This window comes from Pseudomonas sp. B424 (assembly GCF_055408345.1).
Genome location: NZ_JBUZTL010000002.1, coordinates 445,216 through 470,598 on the forward strand (window position 1 = coordinate 445,216; position 25,383 = coordinate 470,598).

General features: G+C 58.6%; 28 protein-coding genes and 5 tRNA genes. 18 read left to right on the forward strand and 15 right to left on the reverse strand.

The annotated features are described in order from the left end of the window. Nucleotides 1-239: 239 nt before the first annotated feature. Both ACZRMS_RS04330 and ACZRMS_RS04335 read right to left on the reverse strand, forming a co-directional pair. Nucleotides 240-1,190, reverse strand: coding sequence for a siderophore-interacting protein (locus ACZRMS_RS04330; RefSeq protein ID WP_463994280.1), 951 nt, complete (start codon nt 1,188-1,190; stop codon nt 240-242). A gap of 69 nt (nt 1,191-1,259) precedes the next feature. Continuing rightward, on the reverse strand, nt 1,260-2,210 hold the full coding sequence (locus tag ACZRMS_RS04335; protein WP_463994281.1) for a 2-hydroxyacid dehydrogenase: 951 nt from the start codon (nt 2,208-2,210) through the stop codon (nt 1,260-1,262). A gap of 211 nt (nt 2,211-2,421) precedes the next feature. Here ACZRMS_RS04335 and gltX point away from each other — a divergent pair, with 211 nt between their 5' ends. The 8 genes from gltX to ACZRMS_RS04375 all read left to right on the forward strand — a co-directional run bounded on the left by gltX (nt 2,422) and on the right by ACZRMS_RS04375 (nt 6,924). Further along, nucleotides 2,422-3,903 carry a glutamate--tRNA ligase gene (gene gltX, locus ACZRMS_RS04340; protein WP_463994282.1) on the forward strand — a complete coding sequence of 494 codons (1,482 nt, stop codon included), beginning with the start codon at nt 2,422-2,424 and terminating at the stop codon, nt 3,901-3,903. A gap of 292 nt (nt 3,904-4,195) precedes the next feature. After that, a tRNA-Ala gene (locus tag ACZRMS_RS04345) sits at nt 4,196-4,271 on the forward strand. A 75-nt stretch (nt 4,272-4,346) separates the two neighbouring features. Continuing rightward, a tRNA-Glu gene (locus ACZRMS_RS04350) sits at nt 4,347-4,422 on the forward strand. A 50-nt stretch (nt 4,423-4,472) separates the two neighbouring features. Then, a tRNA-Ala gene (locus ACZRMS_RS04355) sits at nt 4,473-4,548 on the forward strand. A gap of 76 nt (nt 4,549-4,624) precedes the next feature. Next, a tRNA-Glu gene (locus tag ACZRMS_RS04360) sits at nt 4,625-4,700 on the forward strand. 173 nt (nt 4,701-4,873) lie between these two features. Further along, entirely contained in the window at nt 4,874-5,308 is a 435-nt protein-coding gene (locus ACZRMS_RS04365) for an acyl-CoA thioesterase (RefSeq protein ID WP_463994283.1), read from the forward strand. Between the two features lie 73 nt (nt 5,309-5,381). Further along, entirely contained in the window at nt 5,382-6,341 is a 960-nt protein-coding gene (locus ACZRMS_RS04370) for a tRNA dihydrouridine synthase (RefSeq protein ID WP_463994284.1), read from the forward strand. A 124-nt stretch (nt 6,342-6,465) separates the two neighbouring features. After that, entirely contained in the window at nt 6,466-6,924 is a 459-nt protein-coding gene (locus ACZRMS_RS04375) for an Hsp20 family protein (RefSeq protein ID WP_463994285.1), read from the forward strand. A gap of 123 nt (nt 6,925-7,047) precedes the next feature. Here ACZRMS_RS04375 and pbpG read toward each other — a convergent pair whose 3' ends face one another. The 3 genes from pbpG to ACZRMS_RS04390 all read right to left on the reverse strand — a co-directional run bounded on the left by pbpG (nt 7,048) and on the right by ACZRMS_RS04390 (nt 9,090). Continuing rightward, nucleotides 7,048-7,986 (reverse strand): D-alanyl-D-alanine endopeptidase, encoded by a 939-nt coding sequence (gene pbpG, locus ACZRMS_RS04380; RefSeq protein ID WP_463994286.1) that lies wholly within the window; start codon nt 7,984-7,986, stop codon nt 7,048-7,050. A 331-nt stretch (nt 7,987-8,317) separates the two neighbouring features. Further along, the gene (locus tag ACZRMS_RS04385; protein WP_463994287.1) at nt 8,318-8,527 is read right to left on the reverse strand and encodes a helix-turn-helix domain-containing protein; all 210 of its coding nucleotides are present in this window, start codon (nt 8,525-8,527) and stop codon (nt 8,318-8,320) included. A gap of 11 nt (nt 8,528-8,538) precedes the next feature. Then, nucleotides 8,539-9,090, reverse strand: coding sequence for a DUF2975 domain-containing protein (locus ACZRMS_RS04390; protein WP_463994288.1), 552 nt, complete (start codon nt 9,088-9,090; stop codon nt 8,539-8,541). 230 nt (nt 9,091-9,320) lie between these two features. Between ACZRMS_RS04390 and ACZRMS_RS04395 the strand changes: the two genes are divergently transcribed. Further along, on the forward strand, nt 9,321-10,262 hold the full coding sequence (locus ACZRMS_RS04395; protein WP_463994289.1) for a class I SAM-dependent methyltransferase: 942 nt from the start codon (nt 9,321-9,323) through the stop codon (nt 10,260-10,262). 152 nt (nt 10,263-10,414) lie between these two features. On the opposite strand, the gene ACZRMS_RS04400 is transcribed toward ACZRMS_RS04395, so the two are convergent. Beyond that, complete coding sequence (locus ACZRMS_RS04400) at nt 10,415-10,933, reverse strand: Dps family protein (protein ID WP_463994290.1); 519 nt, start codon at nt 10,931-10,933, stop codon at nt 10,415-10,417. 355 nt (nt 10,934-11,288) lie between these two features. Here ACZRMS_RS04400 and ACZRMS_RS04405 point away from each other — a divergent pair, with 355 nt between their 5' ends. Beyond that, nucleotides 11,289-11,600, forward strand: coding sequence for an AzlD domain-containing protein (locus ACZRMS_RS04405; RefSeq protein ID WP_463994340.1), 312 nt, complete (start codon nt 11,289-11,291; stop codon nt 11,598-11,600). Here ACZRMS_RS04405 and ACZRMS_RS04410 read toward each other — a convergent pair. From ACZRMS_RS04410 to ACZRMS_RS04420, 3 genes are all read right to left on the reverse strand, one after another. Next, a complete protein-coding gene (locus ACZRMS_RS04410; RefSeq protein WP_463994291.1) occupies nt 11,548-11,742 on the reverse strand; it encodes a hypothetical protein in 195 nt (64 codons plus the stop codon). The genes ACZRMS_RS04405 and ACZRMS_RS04410 overlap by 53 nt on opposite strands. 95 nt (nt 11,743-11,837) lie before the next feature. Continuing rightward, nucleotides 11,838-12,032, reverse strand: coding sequence for a hypothetical protein (locus ACZRMS_RS04415; RefSeq protein ID WP_048358432.1), 195 nt, complete (start codon nt 12,030-12,032; stop codon nt 11,838-11,840). Between the two features lie 159 nt (nt 12,033-12,191). After that, nucleotides 12,192-12,542 (reverse strand): hypothetical protein, encoded by a 351-nt coding sequence (locus ACZRMS_RS04420; protein ID WP_463994292.1) that lies wholly within the window; start codon nt 12,540-12,542, stop codon nt 12,192-12,194. Nucleotides 12,543-12,778: 236 nt separating this feature from the next. Here ACZRMS_RS04420 and ACZRMS_RS04425 point away from each other — a divergent pair, with 236 nt between their 5' ends. Beyond that, on the forward strand, nt 12,779-13,597 hold the full coding sequence (locus ACZRMS_RS04425; RefSeq protein ID WP_463994293.1) for a shikimate 5-dehydrogenase: 819 nt from the start codon (nt 12,779-12,781) through the stop codon (nt 13,595-13,597). 38 nt (nt 13,598-13,635) lie between these two features. On the opposite strand, the gene ACZRMS_RS04430 is transcribed toward ACZRMS_RS04425, so the two are convergent. Beyond that, a complete protein-coding gene (locus tag ACZRMS_RS04430; RefSeq protein ID WP_463994294.1) occupies nt 13,636-14,307 on the reverse strand; it encodes a YceH family protein in 672 nt (223 codons plus the stop codon). A 130-nt stretch (nt 14,308-14,437) separates the two neighbouring features. Next, a complete protein-coding gene (locus ACZRMS_RS04435) occupies nt 14,438-15,754 on the reverse strand; it encodes an MFS transporter (RefSeq protein WP_463994295.1) in 1,317 nt (438 codons plus the stop codon). A gap of 171 nt (nt 15,755-15,925) precedes the next feature. Between ACZRMS_RS04435 and ACZRMS_RS04440 the strand changes: the two genes are divergently transcribed. After that, nucleotides 15,926-16,435, forward strand: coding sequence for a DUF1993 domain-containing protein (locus ACZRMS_RS04440; protein WP_463994296.1), 510 nt, complete (start codon nt 15,926-15,928; stop codon nt 16,433-16,435). Nucleotides 16,436-16,497: 62 nt separating this feature from the next. On the opposite strand, the gene sstT is transcribed toward ACZRMS_RS04440, so the two are convergent. Beyond that, nucleotides 16,498-17,730, reverse strand: a complete 1,233-nt coding sequence (gene sstT, locus ACZRMS_RS04445; RefSeq protein ID WP_463994297.1) for a serine/threonine transporter SstT — start codon at nt 17,728-17,730, stop codon at nt 16,498-16,500. A gap of 278 nt (nt 17,731-18,008) precedes the next feature. On the opposite strand from sstT, the gene ACZRMS_RS04450 reads away from it, so the two are divergent. Further along, the gene (locus tag ACZRMS_RS04450) at nt 18,009-19,172 is read left to right on the forward strand and encodes an MFS transporter (protein WP_463994298.1); all 1,164 of its coding nucleotides are present in this window, start codon (nt 18,009-18,011) and stop codon (nt 19,170-19,172) included. Here ACZRMS_RS04450 and nhaR read toward each other — a convergent pair. After that, the gene (gene nhaR, locus ACZRMS_RS04455; protein WP_463994299.1) at nt 19,159-20,058 is read right to left on the reverse strand and encodes a transcriptional activator NhaR; all 900 of its coding nucleotides are present in this window, start codon (nt 20,056-20,058) and stop codon (nt 19,159-19,161) included. The two genes, ACZRMS_RS04450 and nhaR, sit on opposite strands and share 14 nt — an antisense overlap. A gap of 134 nt (nt 20,059-20,192) precedes the next feature. On the opposite strand from nhaR, the gene ACZRMS_RS04460 reads away from it, so the two are divergent. Both ACZRMS_RS04460 and ACZRMS_RS04465 read left to right on the forward strand, forming a co-directional pair. Next, nucleotides 20,193-20,432: a hypothetical protein gene (locus ACZRMS_RS04460; RefSeq protein WP_463994300.1), complete on the forward strand. Its 240-nt coding sequence runs from the start codon at nt 20,193-20,195 to the stop codon at nt 20,430-20,432. A 30-nt stretch (nt 20,433-20,462) separates the two neighbouring features. Further along, nucleotides 20,463-21,218, forward strand: a complete 756-nt coding sequence (locus ACZRMS_RS04465; RefSeq protein WP_019826113.1) for a TerC family protein — start codon at nt 20,463-20,465, stop codon at nt 21,216-21,218. A 61-nt stretch (nt 21,219-21,279) separates the two neighbouring features. Here ACZRMS_RS04465 and ACZRMS_RS04470 read toward each other — a convergent pair whose 3' ends face one another. After that, nucleotides 21,280-21,447, reverse strand: a complete 168-nt coding sequence (locus ACZRMS_RS04470; RefSeq protein WP_463994301.1) for a hypothetical protein — start codon at nt 21,445-21,447, stop codon at nt 21,280-21,282. Between the two features lie 224 nt (nt 21,448-21,671). Here ACZRMS_RS04470 and ACZRMS_RS04475 point away from each other — a divergent pair, with 224 nt between their 5' ends. After that, nucleotides 21,672-22,349, forward strand: coding sequence for a peptidase C39 family protein (locus ACZRMS_RS04475; RefSeq protein ID WP_463994302.1), 678 nt, complete (start codon nt 21,672-21,674; stop codon nt 22,347-22,349). A 38-nt stretch (nt 22,350-22,387) separates the two neighbouring features. Here ACZRMS_RS04475 and ACZRMS_RS04480 read toward each other — a convergent pair whose 3' ends face one another. Then, nucleotides 22,388-23,671 (reverse strand): NAD(P)/FAD-dependent oxidoreductase, encoded by a 1,284-nt coding sequence (locus tag ACZRMS_RS04480; protein ID WP_463994303.1) that lies wholly within the window; start codon nt 23,669-23,671, stop codon nt 22,388-22,390. Nucleotides 23,672-23,855: 184 nt separating this feature from the next. Between ACZRMS_RS04480 and ACZRMS_RS04485 the strand changes: the two genes are divergently transcribed. Together ACZRMS_RS04485 and ACZRMS_RS04490 are read left to right on the forward strand one after the other, a co-directional pair. After that, nucleotides 23,856-23,932, forward strand: a tRNA-Val gene (locus ACZRMS_RS04485). 990 nt (nt 23,933-24,922) lie between these two features. After that, nucleotides 24,923-25,369, forward strand: a complete 447-nt coding sequence (locus tag ACZRMS_RS04490; RefSeq protein WP_463994304.1) for an anti-virulence regulator CigR family protein — start codon at nt 24,923-24,925, stop codon at nt 25,367-25,369. The last annotated feature ends 14 nt before the right edge of the window (nt 25,370-25,383 follow it).

The following is a 25,383-nucleotide window of genomic DNA, read 5'->3' on the forward strand; positions in this document are numbered from 1 at the left end:
GGGTGTGTAATCGCCATTGAGAAGCGATTGCTTATCCATGTAGGACGGATGAGATGCGCAAAACCCGAAGCTGTATTTGTAATAAAATATTACCAGTGTCGCTTGGTCTGGCGCACATCCACTGTGGGAGCGGGCTTGCTCGCGATTCAGGCGGCGCGGTTCAGCCGGTAAAACATGTCGATGCCATCGCGAGCAAGCCCGCTCCCACATTCTGTACCTTGTCAGTGCGGTCGTTTTTGTTAGCCAAGCGAGCGACCCAGCTTCCAGTACCCCATCAAGGTCAGCCCCTTGCGGTCCAGCCCGCAGTCATTGACGAAAAACCGCCTGATGGCCATGACCGCCGCTGACTCCCCGGCCACCCAGGCATAAAACTCGTTCTGTTTGGCGCTGGCCCGGTCCCATAGTCGCTGGCTGTCCAGATCGGGGTCTTCCAGTTCGGCGTGATCTGCAGTTTGTACACGGATTGGCGGCAGGCTTGCCAGTTCGCGGGCCGCCAGGAGCATGCCGTCGCCATGCTCTGTGCCCAGGCTGGCGCGGGGCAGCCAGTGGACTTTGGTGTTGGGGCCGCAGAGCAAAGGCTGGCAGTCGGACTCTTCGGGCACTTCGATAAAGGCTTGCACCTGAGGTGTGTCCGGGTGCAGGGCCAGCTGTTCGAGGATGCCGGCAATGGCCGGCAGTGCGGTTTCGTCGCCGATCAGCAGCACTTTGCGCACCCCCTGGGGCAGTTGCCATTCATAGCCGCCGGGGTCGTCCGGGCAGGCGGCGTTGGGGGCGTTGATTTGCAGGCGGTCGCCGATGTTGGCCTGCATCGCCCAGCGTGAAGCGGGGCCGGTTTCGCCATGCAACACAAAGTCGATGTCCAGCTCGGCCGCTTCGGGGCGCAGGTGGCGAATCGTGTAGGAGCGCATGGCAGGCGCCTGGTCGGGGCTCAAGTCACGCAGGGCCGCTCGCCAGTCGCCGTGTTTGGGCAGGTTGGGGGCGGCGCCATTGGCGCCGGGGAACAGCACCTTGACCCGCTGGTCCGGTGCCAGGGTGCGCATCAGCGCCACATCGTCGCCGCTGAATACCAGGCGGGTCAGCGAAGGGCTCAGGGCAATGCGGCGCTTGAGCTGGATGTCGAACAGGCGGTAACCGGTGGGTTTGCTGAGTCGTTTGCGCAGGTTGTGTACCAGCGTGGCGGCGGCGGACATGACAGCACCTCAATAAACAGGAGTCGTTTTGTATAACGAGCTGTCGGGGGCTTAATTTAAACTCCGTGCTTATTGAGGTTCGGGCAAACGTACCGGGGTCAATACGGGTTGCCCGGCAAAGTAGGCGAGCAAGTTGTTGACCACCATTTGTACGGTGCCCTGGGCGGCTTCCGGTGATTGGCCGCCCATGTGGGGGGTCATCACCACATTGCCGAGCAATTTGAGTGCGTCGGGGACTTGTGGCTCTTCATCGAATACATCGAGCCCGGCCCCGGCAATTTTGCCCTTGGCCAAGGCATCGATCAGGGCCTGGGTGTCGACTACGCTGGCCCGGGCGATGTTGATCAGGTAACCGTCGCGGCCCAGGGCATATAGCGCGGCTGTATCGACCAGGTGTCGGGTCTCGCTGCCGCCGGGTGTGGCAACGATCAGAAAATCTACCGAACTGGCCAGTTCGATCACGTTTTTGCAGTAGGTGTAGTGCATGTCGTGACGTTGCTGGCGGGTGTGATAGCTGATGCTCATGTCAAACCCGTTGGCTGCGCGTTTGGCAATGGCCATGCCCACTGCGCCCAGGCCGAGGATGCCCATGCGCTTGCCCGCCAGCGAAGGTTGGCGCAGCTTGTTCCATTCACCGCGACGAATGCCGGCATCGGCCTGGGGAATGCCGCGTACCAGTGACAGTAGAAGCGCCATCGCGTGGTCGGCCACCGATGAGGCATTGGCGCCGGCGCCATTGGTGACGACGACCCCGCGGTTGCTGGCGGCCTGCAGGTCCACATGCTCATAACCGGCACCGATCACGCAGATAATCTGCAGCGATGGCATGTCGGCGATCTCTTCGGCATATAAACCCAGCGGCCCACGGGTCAGCACCGCGTTGATCCGTGCGCCATGCTCGGCAATGGCTTCGGCGCGGCTGGACGGTGTGGGTGCCAGTATCAGCTCGAAACCTTCGCGCTCAAGCAGTGGCAAGTAGTCATTTACCGTTTCAACCAACACCAGTACGACATGGGCCATGGAGGACTCCGGCCAAGGGGATTAAGCGTGGTCAGAGGTTAGCATCTCTGCCGGGCGGTTTCTTTTTATCGAACTTGCTGCAGGTGCTCTATTTGCGCGTTATTCAGCCGTGGGGCGGGGGATGTGCCCTTGTCGGCCTGCTGCGCTGGAGCCAAGCCGTGTCGGCCTGTTACCATTCGCCCTTTGTTTTATCTCCACTTCGAGACCGCCCATGACCACCGTTCGCACGCGCATTGCGCCATCGCCTACCGGCGACCCCCACGTCGGCACCGCTTACATCGCTTTGTTCAACTACTGCTTTGCCAAGCAGCATGGCGGCGAGTTCATCCTGCGGATCGAAGACACCGACCAGTTGCGCTCGACCCGCGAGTCCGAGCAGCAGATCTACGATGCCCTGCGCTGGCTGGGTATCACCTGGAGCGAAGGCCCGGACGTTGGTGGTCCTCACGGTCCGTACCGTCAAAGCGAACGCAGCGAGATCTACAAGAAATACACCCAGCAACTGATCGATATGGGGCATGCCTTCCCGTGCTTCTGCACGAGCGAGGAGCTGGACCAGATGCGTGCCGAGCAAATGGCCAAGGGCGAAACCCCGCGCTACGACGGTCGTGCGCTGCTGTTGTCCGAAGAAGAAGTGGCGGCCCGTCTGGCTGCCGGCGAGCCGCACGTGATCCGCATGAAAGTGCCGACCGAAGGCGTGTGCGTGGTACCGGATCTGTTGCGCGGTGATGTCGAGATCCCGTGGGATCGCATGGACATGCAGGTACTGATGAAGACCGACGGCCTGCCGACGTACTTCCTTGCCAACGTGGTCGACGATCACCTGATGGGCATCACCCACGTGCTGCGTGGCGAAGAGTGGCTGCCATCGGCTCCGAAGCTGATCCTGCTGTACGAATACTTTGGCTGGGAACAGCCGCAGTTGTGCTACATGCCGCTGCTGCGTAACCCGGACAAGAGCAAGCTGTCCAAGCGCAAGAACCCGACCTCGGTGACGTTCTACGAGCGCATGGGTTTCATGCCGGAAGCCATGCTCAACTATCTGGGCCGCATGGGCTGGTCGATGCCGGACGAGCGCGAGAAGTTCTCGCTGCAGGAAATGGTCGATAACTTTGACCTGAGCCGGGTGTCCCTGGGCGGGCCGATCTTTGACGTCGAGAAGCTGTCCTGGTTGAACGGTCAATGGCTGCGTGACCTGCCGCTGGAAGAGTTTGCCAGCCGCGTGCAGCAGTGGGCGTTGAACCCCGAGTACATGATGAAGATCGCCCCGCTGGTGCAGGGTCGCGTTGAGACCTTCAGTCAGATCGCGCCATTGGCCGGGTTCTTCTTCTCGGGTGGCTTGCAGCTGGATGCCAAGCTGTTTGAGCACAAGAAACTGTCCAACGAACAAGTGCGTCAGTTGATGCAATTGATTCTGTGGAAGCTTGAGAGCTTGCGCCAGTGGGAAAAAGACGCCATCACCGGCTGCATTCAGGCTGTGGTTGAATCCCTGGAGCTGAAGCTGCGTGATGCCATGCCGCTGATGTTTGCTTCGATCACGGGGCAGGCCAGCTCGGTCTCGGTGCTGGACGCGATGGAGATCCTGGGGCCGGACCTGACCCGCTTCCGTCTGCGCCAGGCGCTGGATCTGCTGGGCGGCGTGTCGAAGAAAGAAAACAAGGAGTGGGAAAAGCTGTTTAACGCGATGAGTTAATCATCGCAGGCGGTTTTTTTCTGTGGGAGCGGGCTTGCTCGCGATGGTATCGACACGTATTGCCTTGCACAGCGCGTCGTTCCTATCGCGAGCAAGCCCGCTCCTATAAAAGCCTCTAGGTGGGTTTGGACCAGTATTTACGGGGCAGGGAAGGTAAGTGGTTGTTCTCACGGCAAATTTTTTTAAAAAACTTTAAAAATATGTTTGACAGCATACCGATCCGGTCTTAATATGCGCCCCGTCCACACAGCAACACGAAACAAGCAGCAACAACACGCTGCAGTGACTGTTTGGGGCTATAGCTCAGCTGGGAGAGCGCCTGCATGGCATGCAGGAGGTCAACGGTTCGATCCCGTTTAGCTCCACCAAATTTACAGTTCAATGCCTGGCCACACCGGTATTGAATCGATCAGCACTCAGCGCTGATCAGTTAGAAGGTTTGTGTCCCCTTCGTCTAGTGGCCTAGGACACCGCCCTTTCACGGCGGTAACAGGGGTTCGAGTCCCCTAGGGGACGCCAGTTTTACAGAAGCAGCACTTCGGTGATGCTCCGCCGCCAGGCGATAAATCGGGGCTATAGCTCAGCTGGGAGAGCGCCTGCATGGCATGCAGGAGGTCAACGGTTCGATCCCGTTTAGCTCCACCAATTTACAGTTCAACGTCGGGCCACACTGACGTTGAATCGATCAGGCCAAGGTCTGATCACTGTTAGAAGGGTTTGTGTCCCCTTCGTCTAGTGGCCTAGGACACCGCCCTTTCACGGCGGTAACAGGGGTTCGAGTCCCCTAGGGGACGCCACGATTACCCGCTTTGCGGGATTTATAAGGGTCATTCGATTATTGAATGACCCTTTTGTTTGTCTGAAATTTGGCCAGTCCGCGACCTTTTCCCTCTGTCTGTGCCCACCCATGCCATTGCACCGGCCGGGTGCGTTACACTGCGCGCCTTATTTGTGTGTCAGGGGGCAGGGCATGAGTTGGGATTTGGCAGCACCGTTCATTATTGATCTGCAGGTGCAGGCCGAAGACATAGACGGTTTTGGCCATGCCAATAACGCGGCTTATGTTGTCTGGCTGGAGCGTTGTGCCTGGCGCCATTCCCAGCGTCTGGGGCTGGACCTCACCGAGTACCGTCGTCTCGACCGTGCCATGGCGGTATCCCGGCATGAAATCGACTATCTGGCCAGCGCCTATGAAGACGATGAGCTGCAACTGGCGACCTGGATTGTCGATTGTGACCAGCGTCTGCGCATGACCCGTCACTTTCAGCTCGTGCGCCCCGGCGATGGCGTGACCCTGTTGCGTGCGCAAACCACCTTTGTCTGCATCGAACTCTCCACCGGCAAGCCCAAGCGCCTGCCGCCCGAGTTTCTGGAAGGTTATTGCCCGGCTGTCGTGACGGTCTGATCCGTAGCGTTTGCTCGTACCCCTGGGTCACAGAACCCCGTAAACTGCCGCACGTTTTTGATGAGAGTCACCCATGCAAATTGCTTTGGCGCCGATGGAGGGGTTGGTCGACAACATCCTGCGTGATGTCCTGACCCGCACCGGCGGTATTGACTGGTGTGTGACCGAATTTATTCGGGTCACCGAGCGGGTATTACCAGAAGCCTACTTCCATAAATTCGCCCCTGAACTCCAGCATGGCGCGAAAACCCGCGCCGGTGTGCCGCTGCGTGTGCAACTGCTGGGTTCCGACCCCGCCTGCCTGGCAGACAACGCGGCACTGGCCTGCGAGTTGGGCTCGGGGGTCATTGACCTCAATTTTGGTTGCCCGGCCAAAACGGTGAACAAGTCGCGTGGCGGTGCGGTCCTGCTCAAGGAGCCCGAACTGCTGCACGCGATCTTGCTGCAAGTGCGCCGCACGGTGCCCGCGCATATCCCGGTGACGGCCAAGATGCGCCTGGGCTTCGATACGCCGGACAGCGCCAATGAGTGCGCCATTGCTCTGGCTGAGGGCGGTGCGAGCCAGATCGTGGTGCATGCGCGGACCAAGATGGATGGCTACAAGCCGCCAGCCCACTGGGAGTACATCGCCCAGGTGCAGGAAGCCGTGAAGGTGCCGGTATTTGCCAATGGCGATATCTGGTCGGTTGAAGACTGGCGTCGTTGCCGCGAAATCAGTGGCGCCGAAGACATCATGCTCGGTCGCGGTCTGGTGTCGCGCCCGGACCTGGCCGCGCAGATCGTCGCTGCCCGCGCCGGCGAAGAAGTGGTGGAAATGACCTGGGCCGACCTGCAGCCCATGATCCGCGATTTCTGGGCCCAGGCCGAAGCCCAGTTGACCCCGCGCTCGGCGCCGGGCCGGCTCAAGCAATGGTTGGCGATGCTGACCCGCAACTACCCTGAAGCCATGGTGCTGTTCAATGCCATGCGCCGTGAAACAGACTGTGAAAAGGTCCGGCATCTGGTCAATAACCCGCCTTCGGACGCTGCCTGAAGCGTCTGAAAAAAAATTCAAAAAAAAGCCTTGAAATGCTTTTGGCGGTCCCTATCTAAGGGGTACGCGATGCCGAAACCGGGTCGCGTAAATCAAATCTCGCTGAAATCAGGAGGATGAAATTATGAGCAACGCATTTTCTATGGCGCCACTGTTCCGTAATTCTGTCGGCTTTGACCGTTTTAGTGATTTGTTTGAAACCGCTTTGCGCAATGAGCCAACCGGCTACCCGCCTTACAACGTCGAGAAACACGGTGAAGACAGCTATCGCATCGTGATCGCGGCGGCAGGGTTCAGACAAGAAGACCTGGACCTGCAAGTGGAGAAAGGTGTGTTGACCGTCAGCGGCAGCAAGCGTGAAAGCAGCTCGGAAAGTGCGGGCAGCAACGTGACCTATCTGCACCAGGGTATTGCACAGCGGGCATTTAAATTGTCCTTCCGTCTCGACGATCATATCGAGATCAAAGGTGCAGGCTTGAGCAACGGCCTGTTGAGCATCGACCTGCAGCGGGTCGTGCCGGAAGAGGCGAAAGCCAAACGTATCCCGATCAATGGGGATTCGCAGCCTGCTCTGCAAAACTGATCTGAGCATGCGCTAGCAAAGAACCCCGTCTTTCAGGCGGGGTTCTTTTTTTCCGCTGTATTTGATGAGCAGTACGCAGGCATTTGTCCCCGACCTCTCCCCGGGGCAAGTGCCTGCTTTTTTTTACTTCGCGGCTTGCCCGGTGGTGATTTGTTGCTTGTGCAGGTTTTTATCTGCTTTGTAGCGCAAGGCTACATCCGGCACGCTGCCGCTTTTGCCGGTTTCAACCCAGTTGCGGATTCGGCCGGCATCGGCGAAGTGGGTGTACTTGCCAAAGGCGTCCAGGATCACCAGCGATACCGGGCGGTTGCCCATCTCGGTCACCAGCACCAGGCAATGGCCGGCCTGGTTGGTAAAGCCGGTCTTGGTGATTTTGATATTCCACTTGTCCTTTTTCACCAGATGGTCGGTGTTATGGAAGCCCAGGGTGTAGTTGGGTTTGCGGAACGCCACGGTCTTTTCTTTGGTGGTGCTCAACTGGCTGAGCATCGGGTAATGGCGTGCCGTTGCCAGCAGCTTGCTCAAGTCCCGCGCGGTGGAGACGTTGTGAATCGACAGCCCGGTCGGCTCGACGTAGTGGGTGCTCATCATGCCCAGGCTTTTGGCTTTGGCGTTCATGGCGGCGATAAAGGCCACATAGCCGCCCGGATAGTGGTGCGCCAGGCTGGCCGCTGCACGGTTTTCCGAGGACATCAGGGTGATCAGCATCATTTCGTGGCGCGACAGTTCGCTGCCAATCTTGACCCGCGAGAACACGCCTTTCATTTCCGGGGTGTCGCTGATATTGACCGAGATGTACTCATCCATCGACTGCCTGGCGTCCAGCACCACCATGGCGGTCATCAGCTTGGTCACCGAGGCGATGGGGACGATGGCGTCGGGGTTGCTGGCGTAAATGACCTTGTTGGTTTGCAGGTCGATCAGCATCGCGCTGCCTGAGGCAATGTGAAGTTGTGAGGTATCCCTGGGAGCCAAGGTGCTTTCAGCCGCTGCGGCGATTGAAGAAGCGCTGGTGCCTGCCAGAACCAAACACAGGCTTAAAATAGAAAGATGAATTTTCACGCAGAATGACTCGAAAATGGTTAGGAAGTAGCGGGCTGCAACGTCTGCTACACACATATCGTTACATTTTGTCAGTATGGATCAATGCCGGCAGAAATGCCTGATTTCGCAGGGGGTTATCAGAGAATATTCATGTTCAATGTTTTGAGTGGTCAGGCAAGGATTTGTGCCGCGGCGACCCTGGCAGCGCAAGGCTGTTGGCTGGCTGAACAGAGGTGAGCGTTGAACATGGGGCTGTGACGTGGCAACAGGGCCGGAAACGCAGGAGGGGGCGGGGATTTTGCAGGTACAACGCCTGTGAAGCTGTGGCCCCACAGGCGAGGAGGCGTACTCAGGGCTCCGGTTGATAGTGCAGCAAGTCCCCCGGCTGACAATCCAGTGCGATGCAAATGGCTTCCAGGGTAGCGAGCCTTATACCTTTGACTTTCCCCTGCTTGAGCAGTGACAGGTTCTGCTCGGTTATGCCGACCATCTGCGCGAGGTCTTTGGATTTGACCTTGCGCGTGGCCAGCATGACGTCCAGCTTAATCTCGATCGGCATCTTGGCCTCTTTTAAACAAACTGCTGATTTTCCCGTGCCAACGAACAGGCGTTGTAGAGGCTGCGGGCGATGATCATAAGAGAAGCGGAGAGGAATAAGGCAACAAGATGCGACGGATCAAAGCTGATGGTGAGCAATCGCTCGCCAGCGGGCCGCAACCAGGTAATCCAGACACTCATGACCGGTGTCAGCAAGAGGGTGGCCAGCACCCACAAAGAGACGCTTTTGCCCACTTTTCCCAACAGCTCGGCAGACTCGGACGAGAAGTACTCGCCCTTGCTGTAGGCCAGGAACAGGCTGCGCAGCGCCATTAACCCCTTGGCCAGTATCAGCAGCGGGATGCTGGACAGGACAATGGCCCCAGACACTTGCCACCAGGGCATCAGCAGGATGTCCGCATTCAGTGTTTTGCTCATGGCACTCAGGCTGAACCCGCCGACGTAGGTAGCGATGGCGTTGGGGAAAATCCAGTAAGCGATATTGGTCAGCAGCATGCCCACGACGAGAGCCAGGGTGGCTGTTGCAAGGATTCGGCTGCGTTCGGCCAATTGATCAGTTTTCATCGAACAATCCTTCTGGTTGTACGGATAGTTTTTAAATGTTCGGGCGCTGCGCTGAAATGGCAGGGGGTTATGCGCCGACAAAACATCGTAATTCGATAATAAATGATTGTAAAACGATAATTTAATGCTCTTGATGAGCCGTGTGTCTGTGGCCAGCGCTTGCCGCGTTGATTAGGCAGGGCTGCGCAATTGTGTAAAATGCCGGCCCTTGAAAATGACCGGCCTGCCCGATGACTCCTGAAGCACTGACCACCCTGCACCTTCACTTACTGGCTGCCCTGCAAAGCGCACCCGGCGAAACCCGTCGGCTGTTTCACGGGCGCGGACGCTGCTGGCCGGGGCTTGAGCAGTTGACGGTGGATTGGCTGCAGGGCGTGGTCCTGGTTTCGCTGTTCAAAGAGCCGCCAGCCGAACAGCTGGAGGCCTTGAAGCAACAGCTGATGACGCTTGCACAATCACCCGGGTGGCAAGCCAGCGGGGCGCACACGCTGGTGCTGCAGCATCGCTATACGCTGAACAGCGACACCGAGTGGCTGGTGGGTGAGGCGATTGATGAGTGGACCCTGACCGAGGGCGGGTTGCGCTATCGGGTTGACCTGGGCCGCAAGCAGAACAACGGGCTGTTTCTCGATATGCGTTATGGCCGTGACTGGGTGCGGGCCAATGCCGAGGGCAAGTGCGTGCTGAACCTGTTCGCCTACACCTGCGGTTTTTCGGTGGCCGCGATCGAGGGCGGTGCCGTGCATGTGGTCAACCTGGATATGTCCCGGGCAGCCCTGAGCCGCGGGCGCGACAACCATCGCCTGAACGGGCATGACATGAGCAAGGTGACCTTCCTCGGCCACGAGCTGTTCAAGTCGTGGGGCAAGGTGAAAAGTACCGGCCCCTACGATCTGGTGATCATCGACCCGCCATCGTTTCAAAAAGGCAGTTTTCTGCTGACCAAGGATTATCAGCGCGTGGTGCGCCGTTTGCCGGAGCTGCTCAGTGAGAACGGGACGGTACTGGCGTGCATGAACGACCCCGCGCTGGGCTCTGACTTCCTGATTGATGGCGTGACCCGGGACGCACCTGGCCTGCGTTTTGTGCAGCGCCTGGACAACCCGCCAGAGTTCCCGGATGCGGATACCGAGTGCGGCCTCAAGGCACTGGTGTTCAAGCAAGGCGTTTGACAGGCAAAAAAAGGCCCGCGGGGGAGAGTGCGGGCCAAGGGGTTCATTGAATGAGCAATGATCGAGGCGACTATACAACTCGCCGGGCGCCAAAAAGGTGAAACAAAATTCATCGTCCTGGTGCGGGCAAAGGCCCGTGGCAGGGTTTCGGGTTATTTGGTCCGCGAGGACTCAAACAGGAACCAGACGCGGCGCTCGGCTTCGTCGATCCAGTTTTCCAGCAGGCTGGTGGTCGCCACATCCCCAAGTTCGGAGCACATGTCGTGGGTTTCACGCATGTAGGCGGCCAGCTGGATGTTGTCTTCGCGCAGTTCGGCCAGCATGCCTTCGGGGGTCACGAAATCAGCATCGTTATCCAGCAGGCGCTGCAGCTTCTTGATATGGCCCACTGAGCGAAGGGTGGTGCGCCCCAGCTTGCGCACGCGCTCGGCAATGGCATCGGTGGTGGCGAAGATCTGATCGGCCTGTTCGTCCAGCAACAGGTGGAAGTCGCGGAAATGCGGGCCGGACATGTGCCAGTGGAAGTTCTTGGTTTTCATGTAAATGGCAAAGGTGTCAGCCAGCAGTGCGTTCACTTCGGCTGCAATGTCGATACAGGCTTTTTCGCTGAGCGCCGTAGGTGTCCGCAGATCGGCCTTTCTGCTTTCCTTGGCGGATTTCAGGTCTTTCATGGTGGTTCCTCGTGGCAGCGGTTGATCGGAATTAACGTCATGTGAACGCGGCTGACTAAAGACCAGGATTGGTCGCCCGTCAAACCCGTCTGACCATTTCAGGCGGTCCGCGTAATGCTTTTGAAAGGTGCTGAGCAAGATCGTTCAAGACTTTTGTCGCCCGGGTTGCGACTCTTTGCCGCTGCTGACTGCCGGGATGTTTTTTGATGTCTGATTCGCTTGCTCGAACCGCGTTTGTTCGCGGCACAGTTGCCTGCCTTCCGTTGACGCTGGCGTGCGCGCCCCGGGGATTGCTGGCGGGCTCCACGGCGATTGTCGCGGGTTATCTGTGCAAGCGAATGGAGGGGTGCTGGGCGTGATCTGGGCGATTATTGGCGGGATGACGCTGATTCTGTTTTTCAACCGCTATCTGTTTTTGGAGCCCCGGTTACCGATTCGCCTGAACCGCGGGGTCAAAGAGTTTTTGGGTTTTGCAGTGCCGGGGATGCTGACGGCCATTTGCGGGCCGATCATTTTCGTCAAGGATCGCGGGCTCGACCTGAACCCGGGCAACCCGTACCTGCTGGCCGGGCTGTGTGCGACAGGGTTGATGCTCTGGAGCCGTAACGTGCTGCTCAGTGTTGCGTTGAGCGTGGCGCTGTTTTATCTGTTTCGCTGGTGGCTTTGATTTGTGCAGCGGCGCGAGAGGTAAACGGGCCGCTGACGGCAACGCCGTCACTGACCACATACCAGCACGCCAGCAGGCCGTGTGCGCGTAAGGGAGCGGGTACTGCGCTGCCGATGACCGACATGACTTGGATACTGGGCATATAAACCTCCTTCGAACAATGACGCTACCTTACGGCCCGGGCCGCTGCACAAAAAATCATTGCGCGTGATAGTCGTCATTGATGTCGATGAGGTGTCAGTCAACCACCAGATCGAGCATGTGCATGACTTCCTGATCACTCATCAGCCCTTTGCTGACAAGGTGCTGGGTCAGGAGTGACACCAGCTTGGCCGTGCGATGGCCTTCGAGCTGCTTGAGCTCGGTGAGGGTGTTGTACACCTTGCTGGAGGTGCACAACCCGATGGTGTGGTGCGGGTTTTGTGTAGGCATAAACGTCGTCCTTGTTTTTATGGGTGTGGCAATGATCGCGCTGTTTGCGCTCCATAATGCCGCAGTCCGGGCCAGCGCGGTGTCTCATCCGCGACATTCACATTATCTATTTGGCCCCGCCGGCAGCTGAACAGGCCTGCCGCTTTACCCATGCCGGGATTACCAGCGTGGCGGGCCGTAATAGCCACGGGGCGGGCCGTAGTACACCGGGTGTGGCCGGCCGTAGTAGCCCTGATAGTAGACGGGCTGAGGCGCCTGGACGTACACCGGCTGCGGCTGGTAATAGACCGGAGGGGCCTGGACGTAAACCGGTTGCGGCTGCACGTAGACCGGCTCCTGAGCGTAAACCGGGCGCGGGCCCTGGTTGGCCATGACCGAACCGACAACGGTGGCGCCGACCACCGCGCCAACAATGGCAGACCCGGCATCCCAACCGCCATGGGCGGATGCCTGGCCGGCGACAGCCAGCGCGCCGATGAGCAAAGCGACTTTGGGGAGGGTACGCAGCATGACTATTCCTCGAATTTCAGCCCCGACGTTTTGGCCTGCACCAGGCCGCGGATAATCGCGGGGATAACCTTAAGACCGTGTTTTTTTTAAAAACTGCGGAGCACGTTGGTAAATTTTGTGTAAGGTCTTGCGGGCGCTGAGACGTTTCAGCGCAGGCAATAGCGCTATGATCCAACAAAACTCTCAGTACGGCTTGTGCCGTCTATCTAAAAGCATTCAGCAAGGAGGAGATGAGCATGCAAATGAATCCGGATAAAGACACCCGGCTGTGCATATCGCTGTCAGGCCGACCGGGCAACTTCGGACTGCGTTTTCATAATCATCTATACGAACAGCTGGGCCTGAACTTTTACTACAAGGCTTGCAGCAGCAAAGACCTTGCGGGTGCCGTGACAGGTATTCGGGCGCTGGGGATTCGTGGTTGCGGTGTATCGATGCCTTTCAAGGAGGCAGTGATCGAGCTGGTGGACGAACTGGATGCTTCGGCCCGGGCGATCGCGTCGATCAATACCATCGTCAACACCGACGGCCATCTCAAGGCCTACAACACCGATTACATCGCCATTGCGCAACTGCTCGACACTCACAAAGTCCCCAAGGACATCACCTTTGCCTTGCTGGGCAGTGGCGGGATGGCCAAGGCAGTGGCTTCGGCGCTGCGCGATGGCGGTTATCGCAACGGGGTGATCGTGGCGCGTAACGAAGCGACCGGGTCCGCGCTGGCGGCAAATTGTGGCTATGACTGGAAGCCGGAGCTGGGGGCACACCGACCGCAGATGCTGATCAACGTCACGCCAGTGGGTATGACGGGCGGTGCAGAAGCCGATGATCTGGCCTTTGAGGCCGATGCCATCGATCGCTGCGAGATCGTCTTTGACGTGGTGGCCATTCCGGTGGAAACGCCATTGATCATGCGCGGCCGTGCTCAAGGCAAGCAGGTGATCACGGGGCTTGAGGTGATTGCGATTCAGGCGCTGGAGCAGTTCGTGCTGTACACCGGAGTTCGACCTGCGGCCGGGCAGTTCCAGGCCGCCGTGGCGTTTGCCCGCAGTTGAGGGCCGTGTCGGGCGAGTTGCCTCGCCCGATTCAAGCTTTACTCCAGCTCTGCCAGGCGCGCTTCAAGGGCGGCGATGCGTGCCTCAAGGGCTTCGAAACGCTCCAGCGATACCCCTGAACCACCGCTGCGTTCTGCGGGTTGCTGGCGGGCGAGCATGAGTGTGTCGATATCGGCCGGGTCACCCAGCGCATGCATGTAGCGGTCTTCGCGCTGGCCGCTCTGGCGCGGTACCAGCAGTGCAAGATCACGGGCAATCAGGCGCTCCATCTGGTGCTGGACCTGATCGGTATCTTCGAAATCGTGCATGCGGGAGCTGCGGGTCAACAGCTCGTTCAGGGTTTGCGGGCCCCGCAGAAACAACAGCCCCAGCAGCACCACTTGCCCGGGGACCAGTTCCAGGGCCTTGTCGACCTTGTGCTCCCAGCGATCGGCGCGGCTGCCCATGACCAGTCGGGTAAAGCCGCGGCCTTCCAGTGCGCGCAGGCTTTGCCCGACTTGACCCTGATTGAGGTTCATCACCGGTTCACGGCTGGTTTTCTGGTTGCAGGCCAGCACCAGCGCATTGAGGGTCAAGGGGTAGGTTTCGGGGTTGGTGGCCTGTTTCTCGATCAAGGAGCCGAGAATGCGGATCTCGGTGCTGTTGAGCAGAGGTCCGGTGTCAGATTCGATCTGTGTGCTATCTGAGAGCTGACTAGCGGGAACTTCCATTTTCTTCTCCAATTTGAGTAACCGTTGCCAGCGACCATTGTGGAGTCTTTTACGCGGTAGAGCGACTGTCATGTAACCCCTGCTGTGGGAGCGAGCCTGCTCGCTCCCACAGGTTGTTCCTTGTTGTTGATCAGCGGTTGACCAGTTTGGCGGGGAGGGCGATCACCAGCAGGCTGCTCAGCAGCAGACAGCCGGCGAAGAACCACAGCGCGCCGGAGCCGCTGCCGGTCACGTCGATGGCGATGCCCATCAATGAGTTGCTCACCAGCCCCGCGATATTGGCCAGGGAGCAGGCCAGGGCGAAGCCGGTAGCAGCCGCGCGGCCTTTGAGGAACGTTGCCGGCAAGCTGAAAAACACCGGCACGGCGCCGATGATGGCGGCCGAGGCAATGGCGAACAGAAAGACGGTCGCAAACACGTTATGGCTGAAGAAGGTCGTGCCGGCCATGGCCGCCGCGCCGATCAGGAAGGGCACGATGATGTGCCAGCGACGTTCGCGATGACGGTCGGAGCTGGCGCCAATCATCAGCATCCCGATCAGGGCGGCGGCGCTGGGCAGGGCGGTCAGTACGCCGATGTGGAAGTTGTCGGCCACGCCCGCATTGCGAATGAAGGTGGGCATCCAGAACGCCATGGCATAAGCGCTGAGCAGGATGGAGAAGTCGATGCCGCCAAGCATCCAGACCTTGAGATTGAAGAAACCGTCGCGAAAGCTGTGCTTGCTGTTTTTGCCTTCGGCGTCGTCCTGGCGCAGCTCGTTTTCAAGCAGCGCTTTTTCTTCGTCGTTCAGCCATTTTGCGGTGTGATGGCTGTTGGGCAGGGCCCAGAACGTCAGAATGCCCAGCAACACGCTGGGGATCGCTTCGATGATGAACAGCCATTGCCAGCCCCTGAGCCCCGCCGTGTTGTCGAACGCACCCATGATCCAGCCCGAGAGCGGCCCGCCGATCACGCTGGAAAGCGGCATGCCAATCATGAACAGGGCAATGATGCGGCCCCGTCGGTGAGTCGGAAACCAGGTGGTCAGGTAGTAGAGGACGCCGGGCAGAAAGCCGGCCTCGGCCGCGCCCAGCAAGAAGCGCACAACATAGAACTGGGTAGGGGTGGTGACCAGCATGGTGCAGGCCGAAAGCAGGCCCCAGGTGATCATGATCCGGGCAATCCAGACCTTGGCCCCGACCTTTTCCAGGGCCAGGTTGCTTGGCACCTCGAAAATGATGTAACCGACAAAAAACAGCCCGGCGCCCAGGCCAAACGCAGTCTCGCTGAACTGCAGGTCGCCCAGCATTTGCAACTTTGCGAAGCCAATATTGATCCGGTCCAGATAGGACGCCAGATAACAGAAGCAGAGGAACGGAATGAGTTTCCAGGTGATCTTGCGATAGAGCACCTGGACCGGGTCGCCGCTAGGTGTAGCGAGGTGTGTACCAGCATGTGCAGAGGGCATGTGTGTGTCCTGGAGGTAACGCTATGTCGGTTGTTGTATAGCCGCGAGCCAGTTATGCCGGTAACGGTCGCCAGTGAAGGGGTGATGGTTGATCTTGATACACCGCAAGACTACAGGCGTGTCTATAATCGCCGCACACATCATTCCCGCCCACAGACTGTCGAGACTTAAATGACTATCTCCCTGTACGCCGCTTCCATCCCCGTGTTCAAGCAAATGCTCAACGCCCTGAGCGGTGTTCTGACCAAGGCTGAAGCCCACGCGACGGCCAAGAACATCGACCCGAGTGTGTTCCTGCAGGCCCGTCTGGCTCCGGACATGTTCCCGCTGGTGCGTCAGGTGCAAATTGCCGTTGATTTTGCCAAGGGCGTTTCGGGCCGTCTGGCTGAAATCGAATTGCCGAAGTACGACGACAGCGAAGTGACCTTTGCTGATCTGCAAGCGCTGATCAGCAAGGTGCTGGCCTTTGTTGACGGGATCAAGCCCGAGCAGGTCGACGGCAAGGAAGGCATCGAAATCATCACCCGTCAGGGCACGCCGAAAGAAAAACGCTTTACCGGCCAGGCTTACCTGCTGACCTATGGCCTGCCGCAGTTCTTCTTCCACGTGACCACTGCGTACGCGATCCTGCGTCACAACGGCGTTGAAGTCGGCAAGCGTGATTACATGGGCGCGTTCTAAGCAAGCCGCCTTGTGACGGCTTCAGGAACTGCCCGCCCGGGCGCTCCTGAAGCCGTTTTGACTTAGCCCTGTTGCAGGGCTTTGTCTTCCTGGGCCAGGCAGGCCGCAGCAGTAAACAGTACATCGGTGGACGAGTTGAGCGCGGTTTCTGCAGAGTCCTGCAGGATGCCGATGATGAAACCCACGGCCACGACTTGCATCGCAATTTCGCTCGGGATGCCGAACAGGCTGCACGCCAGCGGAATCAACAGCAGCGAACCTCCCGCCACACCCGATGCGCCACAGGCGCACACGGCTGCCACGACACTCAGCAAAATGGCAGTCGGAATGTCGACCACAATCCCCAGCGTATGCACGGCGGCCAGGCTCAATACCGTGATGGTAATCGCCGCGCCCGCCATATTGATGGTGGCGCCCAGCGGGATCGATACCGAGTAAGTGTCTTCATGCAGGCCCAGGCGTTCGCTCAGGGCCATGTTCACTGGAATGTTGGCCGCCGAACTGCGGGTGAAAAACGCGGTGATCCCGCTTTCGCGCAGGCACAGAAACACCAGCGGGTACGGGTTGCGGCGCAGTTTCCAGAACACGATCAGCGGGTTGACCACCAGCGCCACGAACAGCATGCAGCCAATCAGCACCGTGAGCAGGTGCAGATAGCCCAGCAGGGCGCCAAAGCCCGAGGTGGCGAGGGTCGAAGCCACCAGGCCGAAAATGCCCAGCGGTGCAAAGCGAATCACCACGCGCACGATCACGGTGACGCCGTTGGACAGGTCGCTGAGTACGGTGCGGGTGGTGTCACCGGCATGGCGAATGGCGATGCCCATCCCGATGGCCCAGGCCAGAATGCCGATGAAATTGGCATTCATCAGTGCGCTGACCGGATTGTCGACCACGCTCAGTAACAGGCTTTGCAGCACTTCGCTGATACCGCCCGGCGCGGCAATGGCGATGTCTTCAGTGACCAGCACCAGTGTCGACGGGAACAGCATGCTGGCGACCACGGCCACGCAGGCGGCGGCAAAAGTACCGAACAGGTACAGCACCAGGATCGGGCGGATATGGGTTTCTTGCCCGTGCTTGTGGTTGGCAATCGATGCCATGACCAGAACAAAGACCAGAATCGGTGCAACGGCTTTCAAGGCGCTGACAAACACCTTGCCGATAAAGGCCACCGAGAGCGCTGCGGAGGGCGCAAGCCAGGCCAGCAAAATGCCGGCGAACAGACCAATCACGATCTGGGTCACCAGGCTGGTGCTCTTGAGCTTGTGCATCAGGGTAGGTGGAGCAGCAGTCATAGGGTTTCTCTAGTTGTTCTGGGTGGTGCATTGAAAAACTATGGGGCGATCAGCGGCAAGCGGGCAGGCTGATCGACGCAAGTCGGCAGGGGGGTAACTTTATCATACAGATGTAGGCGCTTTCCTACGCAGGGGCAATCTGCCACATCTGTGTTGAAACAAGGCCGGGCAACGTGGCTTCGCGACGAATCATTCTGTTACTATTGCGCATCCCCTTTTTTCTTCAAATCAGCGGGCCTTTCGGGCTTTCGCTGGCCTCGTTGTCTCTGGAGTTATTCATGCTGTTGCCCATCCTGCTGCTGTCTGCGGCCGGTTTTACCGTGCTTACAACCGAGTTCATCATCGTCGGCCTGCTGCCTTCGATTGCCCGTGACCTTGAAGTCAGCGTGCCCCAGGCCGGTTTACTGGTGACTCTGTTTGCGTTCACGGTCGCGGCCCTTGGGCCGTTCTTGACCGCCTGGTTTGCGCGCTTCAAGCGCAAGCCCCTGTTTATTGCGATTTTGCTGATGTTCGCCTTCGCCAATACCCTGGCGGCACTGGCGCCGAATATCTGGGTCATGGCATTTGCGCGGCTGCTGCCAGCCTTGGGCTTGCCGGTGTTCTGGGCCCTGGCCAGCGAAACTGCGGTGGACATCGTAGGCCCGGATTACGCCGGGCGGGCGATTGCTAAAATCGGCTTCGGGATTGTCTGTGCAACGGTATTTGGCATCCCGGTCGGGACCCTGATCTCGGATGCATGGGGCTGGCGCAGTGCTTTCGGGATTCTGGCCGTGGTCGCGCTGGCCAAGGCCCTGCTGCTGTGGATCTACCTGCCCGCCACACACGTGGTCAAGGAGGCTGTCACCCTGCGTTCACAATTCGGTCTGTTGCGCAGCCCGTTGATGATTGGGCATATCGTGCTGTCGGTGCTGGTGTTCAGCGGCATGTTTACCGCTTACACCTACCTGGCCGACATTCTTGAGCGGCTGGCGGGTTTTGACGGCACGCTGGTGGGCTGGTGCCTGATGGGCTTTGGCGCCGTAGGCCTGATCGGCAACTCATTGGGCGGGCGCATGGTGGACCGCCATCCGCTGATTGCCTCGATGGTGTTCTGTGCCTTTATGATCGGCGGCCTGGTGGCCCTGATCCCCAGCATTCACTCAACCCTGGGCCTGGCGGCGGCGATGGGGATTTGGGGGGTGACACAGGCGGCCATGTTCCTGGTCAGTCACGTACGCCTGATGAAAGTCGCGCCTCATGCCCCGGCCTTTGCCGCGTCGCTGAACATTGCCGGGGCCAATCTGGGGATCGGCCTGGGCGCCATGGTGGGCGGCCGGGTGATTGATAACTACGGTTTGGGCAGCCTGGGGTTTGCCGCCGCCGGGTTTATCCTGATCTCGATTTTGCTGGCGCTGCTGTTGATGACCTTCAGGGCAGGCCCCGTGTGCGCTAGCGCGGGGTAAACAGTTCGCGTCGAGCCCCCTCGGTGATCGCAACGATGCCGGGGTGGCGGATTTTGCGCTCGACGGTGATGGCGTAAAACGACTCGGTAACCGCTTCAGTGTGGCCGATCAGCTCAACATCAAACTGACGCATCACCTCATGGGCTATCACGCTCGGAGCGATAAACACGCCGATTCCGGATTGGCCGAAGGCCTGCATCAGTGCGCTGTCATCGAACTCGCCGACGATACGCGGCTGTATTTGCTGCTCGGCCAGCCAGCGCAGCAGGCGGCTGCGCAGTACCGTCTCGGGTCCCGGGATCAGCAGCGGCGCACCTTGCAGGCACTGCGGAAAGTTTTCGGCATAGTTTTTGGCCAGTGTTGAAGTGGCGAAGAAACTGATGCCGCATTCCCCCAGCTTTTGGCTAAACCCCTTGATGTCGAGGTGGGAAGGCATCGGGCTGTCGGAAATCACCAGATCCAGACGTTGAATCGCCAGGTCCGCCAGTAGCCGGTCCAGCTTGTCTTCGCGACAGGTAATGCGGATCGGCTTGTCCAGTTCCATGGTCGGGGCGATCAGGCGGTACACGATCGACTTGGGCACCACATCGGCCACGCCGACCCGAAACAGAATCTGCTGCTCCGTAGGTGCCATGCGTAACTTGCTTTCCAGTTCGCTGCCGAGCTGGAAAATCTGCTCGGCATAGGGCAGCACCTGACGCCCGGTTTCGGTCAGCTCCAGTTGGCGCCCGACCCGTCGAAACAAGGGCAGGCCATAGGTGTCTTCCAGCAGGCTGATTTGCCCGCTGATGGTCTGTGGCGTGAGGTTCAACTGCTCGCAGGCGCGAACAATGCTGCCGGTTTTGGCTACGACCCAGAAGTAATGGAGTTGGCGGTAATTGAGCATAGACTCTGCAACAGTTCGTAAAAACCGAAGTATAGCGCTTAAAAATACGAATTTTACTGAAGTGTTTGACCCTCTAGAATCCCGCGTCATGCGCAGCCGCTCAGGCGGCCGTCGATTTAGAGAGGGGAATGAGCATGAAAATTAAACAAGCAGGTGTAGCTGTGCTGTTGGTGGCGGGCCTGGTACTGATGACCGGTTGCGATCAGGCAGAAAAAGCGGCGCAACAAATGTTGAGCAAAACCGCTGAGTCCGCCAAACAGGCGATTGATGACACGCACAAGGCGGCTGAACAGGCGCTCAGTGATGCTACAGGCGGGCTGATCGAAAAAGAGCAGCCTGAGCAAGACAACAAAGACTCGTCCAAAGCTATTTAACTCGTCCTACTGCAGAGTCCGAACACACCTATGGAATATCTTTTACAACTGGCTGCCAGCCCCGCAGCCTGGGTCGCTTTAGCCACGTTGATCGTGATGGAAATCGTGCTGGGCATCGATAACCTGATCTTTATCTCGATTTTGACCAACAAGCTGCCTGAGCAGTACCGCACCAAGGCGCGCCGCATTGGTATCGGCATGGCGCTGATCCTGCGTCTGGGCTTGCTGGGCACGATCGCTTACATCGTTCAACTGACCACGCCGGTGTTTGAAGTGCTGGGCAAAGCCTTCTCGTGGAAGGACATGATCCTGATTGCCGGTGGCTTGTTCCTGGTGTGGAAAGCCACCAGCGAGATCCACCACAGCATGACCCCGCAGGCGGAAGAAAAGACCGAGAGCGTGTCGTCGAAAGTCACCTTGGGTTTTGCCGCCGCCATCGGGCAGATCCTGATGCTGGACCTGGTGTTCTCCATCGACAGCATCATCACCGCGGTCGGTATGACCGAGCACTTGCCGATCATGGTGATTGCAGTGGTGGTGGCGGTGTTGGTGATGTTGCTGGCTTCGGAGCCGCTGGCCAAGTTCATCAATGACAACCCGACCGTGGTGATGCTGGCCCTGGCCTTCCTGATCATGATCGGCATGACCCTGATCGCCGAAGGTTTCGGTGCCCACGTGCCCAAAGGTTATGTGTATGCGGCGATGGCGTTCTCCGCCACGGTTGAAACACTCAACATCCTGGCGCGCCGGGTTCGGGAAAAACGCCAGGCTGCCCTGGTGAAGTAATCGCAAGTTGCTGTTAAAAAGCCGTCCACCCTGTTTGGGGTGGGCGGTTTTTTTTTGTGGGCTAGTGGGCGTTTGCCGCGGCGGCTACCGGTTTTTCAGGTGTGGCTTGCGGCTTTGGCTGCACTTGCGGGTGGTGATGGCGGCTGATGCGCATCAGGCCCCACAGCATGGCGCCGGCGACGGTCAGCCAGCCGGCAATCAGCAGGAAAATAGTGAGTATCGGGCTCATCAGTGCCTCCTTTGCCCCCTACGGGCTCAAACACACGCTAAGCAGAGGACAGTCTAGTCGCAGCAGTGTTGCAGTCTATTGACCGAAGGTCGTGGTGGACTAACTGATTTGCTCTATCCCGGCCATTGGGCTGTGGCTTAAGGCTATACCTTGCCTGGTTGGCGCCCTATGATCGACGGCCAAGGCGGGCCTGATGGTCTGGCGTTCATTCAAAGCGAGGGAATATGCAGGGAGTGATTGAGTTGAGATCGGCGCGACTGTGGCTGGTGGCATTGTTTACTTTGGCGATGGTGGGCTGCGCCAGTGTCGAGCCGCCTGGGCTTCGCGGCCTGCCGGAACGGGTCGAGCTCAATGGCGTGCCCTTTTTCCGCGGCAATGCCCATCAAGGCGCCCCGCAAACATTGGCGGCCATGCTCGGTGAGCAAAAGGTCAGGGTGACGCCGGGTCTTTTGACCAAACCCCTGAAGCTGCCGGGAGCGGAAGCGTCGTTGCAGGGCAATATAGAACAGCTGGCTGCCGGGTACGGGTTGATGGTGTATCCGCTGGACAAGTCGCTGTCGGCGTTATTGACCCAAGTGGCGGCGGGTTACCCGGTCATGCTGCGCTTCAGCGATGGGAGGCTCTGGTCCGAGCCGCGCTACGCGATGCTGGTGGGGTATAACCGCACCAAGCGCACGGTCATGCTGCGTGCAGGCATGGAGCGACGCCGGTTGATGGACTTCGACACGTTCAAGACGGCGTGGATGGACGCCGGCGGCTGGGCAGTACTGATAGTGTCGCCGACACAGTTGCCGGCCAGCGTCGACAAGGCCCGCTGGTTGAAAGCGGCCAACGACTTGTCACGCTCGGGCCAGGAGCAGGCGGGTGCCACGGCGATCAAGACCCTGGAATCACACTACTGAAATGCTGCGGGAGCTGAATTGCCAGCTCCCGCAGAACATTAAAAACCGAACTTGTCCCGCAAGCTGTAGTACCACGCACCCAGGGCGGTCAGCGGTGTACGCAGCAGTTGCCCGCCGGGGAACGGGTAGTGTGGCAGGTCGGCAAAGGCATCAAAGCGCTCCGCCTGACCGCGCAGAGCCTCGGCCAGCACCTTGCCGGCCAGATGGGTGTAAGTCACCCCGTGACCGCTGCAACCTTGCGAGTAATAGATATTGTCGCCAATACGGCCAACCTGAGGCAGGCGTGACAGCGTCAGCAGGAAGTTGCCCGTCCACGCGTAGTCAATTTTCACGTCCTTGAGCTGCGGGAAGGCCTTGAGCATTTTTGGCCGGATAATCGACTCGATATTGGCCGGGTCGCGCGCGCCGTACACCACGCCACCGCCGAAGATCAGGCGCTTGTCGCCGGACAGGCGATAGTAGTCGAGCAGGTAGTTGCAGTCCTCGACGCAGTAGTCTTGTGGCAACAGCGTTTTGGCCAGCTCTTCGCTCAGCGGCTCGGTGGTGATCACCTGGGTGCCGCACGGCATGGACTTGGATGCCAGCTCGGGCACCAGATTGCCCAGATAGGCATTGCCGGCCACGATGATGAACTTGGCCCGCACCTTGCCCTCGGGCGTATGCACCACCGGGTTGGCGCCGCGTTCGATACGAATCGCGGGTGACTGTTCGTAAATCGTCCCGCCCAGCGACTCAACGGCCGCGGCTTCACCCAGCGCCAGATTGAGCGGGTGAATATGCCCGCCGCTCATATCCAGCAATCCGCCCTGATACTGATCACAGGCGACCACCTCACGAATGCGGCGCTGGTCCAGCAGCTCCAGTTGCGTATTGCCATAACGTTCCCAGAGCTTCTTCTGCGCTTCCAGGTGGCCCATCTGCTTGGCGGTGATGGCTGCAAACACACCGCCGTCTTTCAAGTCGCACTGGATCTGATATTTGGCCACGCGTTCACGAATGATCTTGCCGCCTTCAAAGGCCATCTGACCTAACAGCTGTGCCTGCTTGGCGCCGACCGTGCGTTCGATCACATCGATATCGCGGCTATAGCTGTTAACGATCTGACCGCCATTGCGCCCTGAAGCGCCGAACCCCACCTTCGCGGCTTCCAGTACCGTGACCTTGAACCCGGCCTCCAGCAAAAACAGCGCGCTCGACAGCCCGGTGTAGCCGGCACCGATCACGCAGACGTCAGTCTCAACCTCACCCTGCAGGGCAGGGCGCTCAGGTGCAGGATTAGCTGAAGCCGCATAGTAGGACTGGGGATATGGGGTGTTCGACATTCTGCAGCCTCTGTTTTATATTTTTTACGAGTAAGCCCGATGCTACCTGAGTTGAAATCCGCCCGCCAGCCACCTGCAGATGAGCATTTTTGCGGTAAAAATAAATAATTCGACTATTCATAGGGTTAGCTGCAAAAAAGGTGTTGACACCCCTCCGCAAATCTATAGAATGCGACCCCACAGCAGGCACGTAGCTCAGTTGGTTAGAGCACCACCTTGACATGGTGGGGGTCGTTGGTTCGAGTCCAATCGCGCCTACCAAACAAAATCCGCTCTGCTGGGCGGTCTAGAAGGGCTCACCGAAAGGTGGGCCCTTTTTTGTTGTCTGCGATTTGCAAAACTTTTGCAAAACTTTTGCAAAACCCCCACCCCAGAACGCCAAATCAGCTCCCACCTCCAGGTACTCGATATCTTTTCTGTATGCCCATCCTGGCAAGAAGTGTTTGTGCAATGGAGCTGAAGTCGCCGAACAAAAATATCCGGCTATGGGTTCTGCAGGAGTTGTTGTCGATGTGGCACTCATCGTGATTAACCTCGCAGGTTTGGGCTGGATCTTCGGGTGGGGCATTCCGAAGTGCTTGATATTTAACCTCGAAACACAGGTTTCAAGTTTTTGACTTTGGCGATATGCGTTGCTGTCGCCAAGAATGTGAAAATCTTCAATGAGCCATTGCGGGGCGCATCTTCATTTGAGGATTATCGCTTTTCAGCATCGATGTTCGCTGGAATAGAGAGGGCTTTTTTTGATGTGTCTACAATGTTTTTTCAGTCTATTGCTGAGCACGGCTGGCTCCCCGCTCGGGAGCACACAGGATGCCAGGTAAACCAGGATGACCGGGTGATTGTACCGGGCCGGTCTGCAGTGATGTGCACGCATCGGAGTGCGATCTTCCTGGCGTTTGTCAGCCGTTGCGTTCGCTCAGGTTGGTGGTATTCAGATCACACTCCGATGCGACCTCCCGTGAGGGATCGGGCAGTTAGCGACAGGCTGTCGTTGGCGCTGGTTGTTCGGTAAGAACCTTTATATGTAAGTGAAGCTCGGTCGCGTTAACTTGCACGGTTTTCTGCGGGTTTATTTATGCACTGCTACTATCGGTCGTCATTCCGCTGCCCGGAGGGGAGGGCACCAAGTTTGACTGTGTGGATGAGGCCGTAAAGGCAGGCAGCGTGAGGGCTACATGAGCTGTGCGGAGCTGAAATCGGGAATACAGACTACATTTCAATGGGTATTCCCTTCCGGAGAAAATGGCCATGTTTAAGTCACGCCTGCTTGTGGCGACTGTTACCTGTCTTGCTTTGGCCCTGGGGGCGGTGACGGCTCTGGCCGACCCCGGCAATGGGAAGGGACAAGGCAATGGAAAAGGCAACGCTCAAGGTGGCCAGGGAAATAAAGGGCATGCCTCGAATGGAGATTATCGGGATCGCGGCCCCCGCATTGACCAGGCCAGCGTATTGGGAGTGCTCAGTGGTCACCGGGACCTTTGGAGTCCGGGACCTTCGCTGCCACCCGGAATACAAAAGAACCTGGCCAGAGGAAAGCCCCTTCCTCCAGGTATCGCCAAGAAACTGGATGGCAGGTTGCTTGGCCAGTTGCCTCATTATGAGGGCTACGAATGGCGGCAAGCGGGTACTGAGCTGATACTGGTTGCGATTGCAACCGGGCTCATCTACGAGGTTTTCTCTGATGCTTTGCGCTGATCCCGGGCTTAGTG

Bases quoted from the DNA above. Each gene is read 5' to 3' on its own strand.
- sstT (WP_463994297.1), bottom strand. From the start codon at position 17,730: ATGACTGCTGCTCCACCTACCCTGATGCACAAGCTCAAGAGCACCAGC.
- ACZRMS_RS04465 (WP_019826113.1), top strand. From the start codon at position 20,463: ATGGAATATCTTTTACAACTGGCTGCCAGCCCCGCAGCCTGGGTCGCT.
- ACZRMS_RS04365 (WP_463994283.1), top strand. From the start codon at position 4,874: ATGAGTTGGGATTTGGCAGCACCGTTCATTATTGATCTGCAGGTGCAG.
- ACZRMS_RS04480 (WP_463994303.1), bottom strand. From the start codon at position 23,671: ATGTCGAACACCCCATATCCCCAGTCCTACTATGCGGCTTCAGCTAAT.
- ACZRMS_RS04335 (WP_463994281.1), bottom strand. From the start codon at position 2,210: ATGGCCCATGTCGTACTGGTGTTGGTTGAAACGGTAAATGACTACTTG.
- ACZRMS_RS04375 (WP_463994285.1), top strand. From the start codon at position 6,466: ATGAGCAACGCATTTTCTATGGCGCCACTGTTCCGTAATTCTGTCGGC.
- ACZRMS_RS04390 (WP_463994288.1), bottom strand. From the start codon at position 9,090: ATGAAAACTGATCAATTGGCCGAACGCAGCCGAATCCTTGCAACAGCC.
- gltX (WP_463994282.1), top strand. From the start codon at position 2,422: ATGACCACCGTTCGCACGCGCATTGCGCCATCGCCTACCGGCGACCCC.
- ACZRMS_RS04425 (WP_463994293.1), top strand. From the start codon at position 12,779: ATGCAAATGAATCCGGATAAAGACACCCGGCTGTGCATATCGCTGTCA.
- nhaR (WP_463994299.1), bottom strand. From the start codon at position 20,058: ATGCTCAATTACCGCCAACTCCATTACTTCTGGGTCGTAGCCAAAACC.
- ACZRMS_RS04415 (WP_048358432.1), bottom strand. From the start codon at position 12,032: ATGCCTACACAAAACCCGCACCACACCATCGGGTTGTGCACCTCCAGC.
- ACZRMS_RS04385 (WP_463994287.1), bottom strand. From the start codon at position 8,527: ATGCCGATCGAGATTAAGCTGGACGTCATGCTGGCCACGCGCAAGGTC.
- ACZRMS_RS04430 (WP_463994294.1), bottom strand. From the start codon at position 14,307: ATGGAAGTTCCCGCTAGTCAGCTCTCAGATAGCACACAGATCGAATCT.
- ACZRMS_RS04460 (WP_463994300.1), top strand. From the start codon at position 20,193: ATGAAAATTAAACAAGCAGGTGTAGCTGTGCTGTTGGTGGCGGGCCTG.
- ACZRMS_RS04440 (WP_463994296.1), top strand. From the start codon at position 15,926: ATGACTATCTCCCTGTACGCCGCTTCCATCCCCGTGTTCAAGCAAATG.
- ACZRMS_RS04370 (WP_463994284.1), top strand. From the start codon at position 5,382: ATGCAAATTGCTTTGGCGCCGATGGAGGGGTTGGTCGACAACATCCTG.
- ACZRMS_RS04410 (WP_463994291.1), bottom strand. From the start codon at position 11,742: ATGCCCAGTATCCAAGTCATGTCGGTCATCGGCAGCGCAGTACCCGCT.
- ACZRMS_RS04475 (WP_463994302.1), top strand. From the start codon at position 21,672: ATGCAGGGAGTGATTGAGTTGAGATCGGCGCGACTGTGGCTGGTGGCA.
- ACZRMS_RS04420 (WP_463994292.1), bottom strand. From the start codon at position 12,542: ATGCTGCGTACCCTCCCCAAAGTCGCTTTGCTCATCGGCGCGCTGGCT.
- ACZRMS_RS04450 (WP_463994298.1), top strand. From the start codon at position 18,009: ATGCTGTTGCCCATCCTGCTGCTGTCTGCGGCCGGTTTTACCGTGCTT.
- ACZRMS_RS04435 (WP_463994295.1), bottom strand. From the start codon at position 15,754: ATGCCCTCTGCACATGCTGGTACACACCTCGCTACACCTAGCGGCGAC.
- ACZRMS_RS04490 (WP_463994304.1), top strand. From the start codon at position 24,923: ATGTTTAAGTCACGCCTGCTTGTGGCGACTGTTACCTGTCTTGCTTTG.
- ACZRMS_RS04395 (WP_463994289.1), top strand. From the start codon at position 9,321: ATGACTCCTGAAGCACTGACCACCCTGCACCTTCACTTACTGGCTGCC.
- ACZRMS_RS04470 (WP_463994301.1), bottom strand. From the start codon at position 21,447: ATGAGCCCGATACTCACTATTTTCCTGCTGATTGCCGGCTGGCTGACC.
- ACZRMS_RS04330 (WP_463994280.1), bottom strand. From the start codon at position 1,190: ATGTCCGCCGCCGCCACGCTGGTACACAACCTGCGCAAACGACTCAGC.
- ACZRMS_RS04400 (WP_463994290.1), bottom strand. From the start codon at position 10,933: ATGAAAGACCTGAAATCCGCCAAGGAAAGCAGAAAGGCCGATCTGCGG.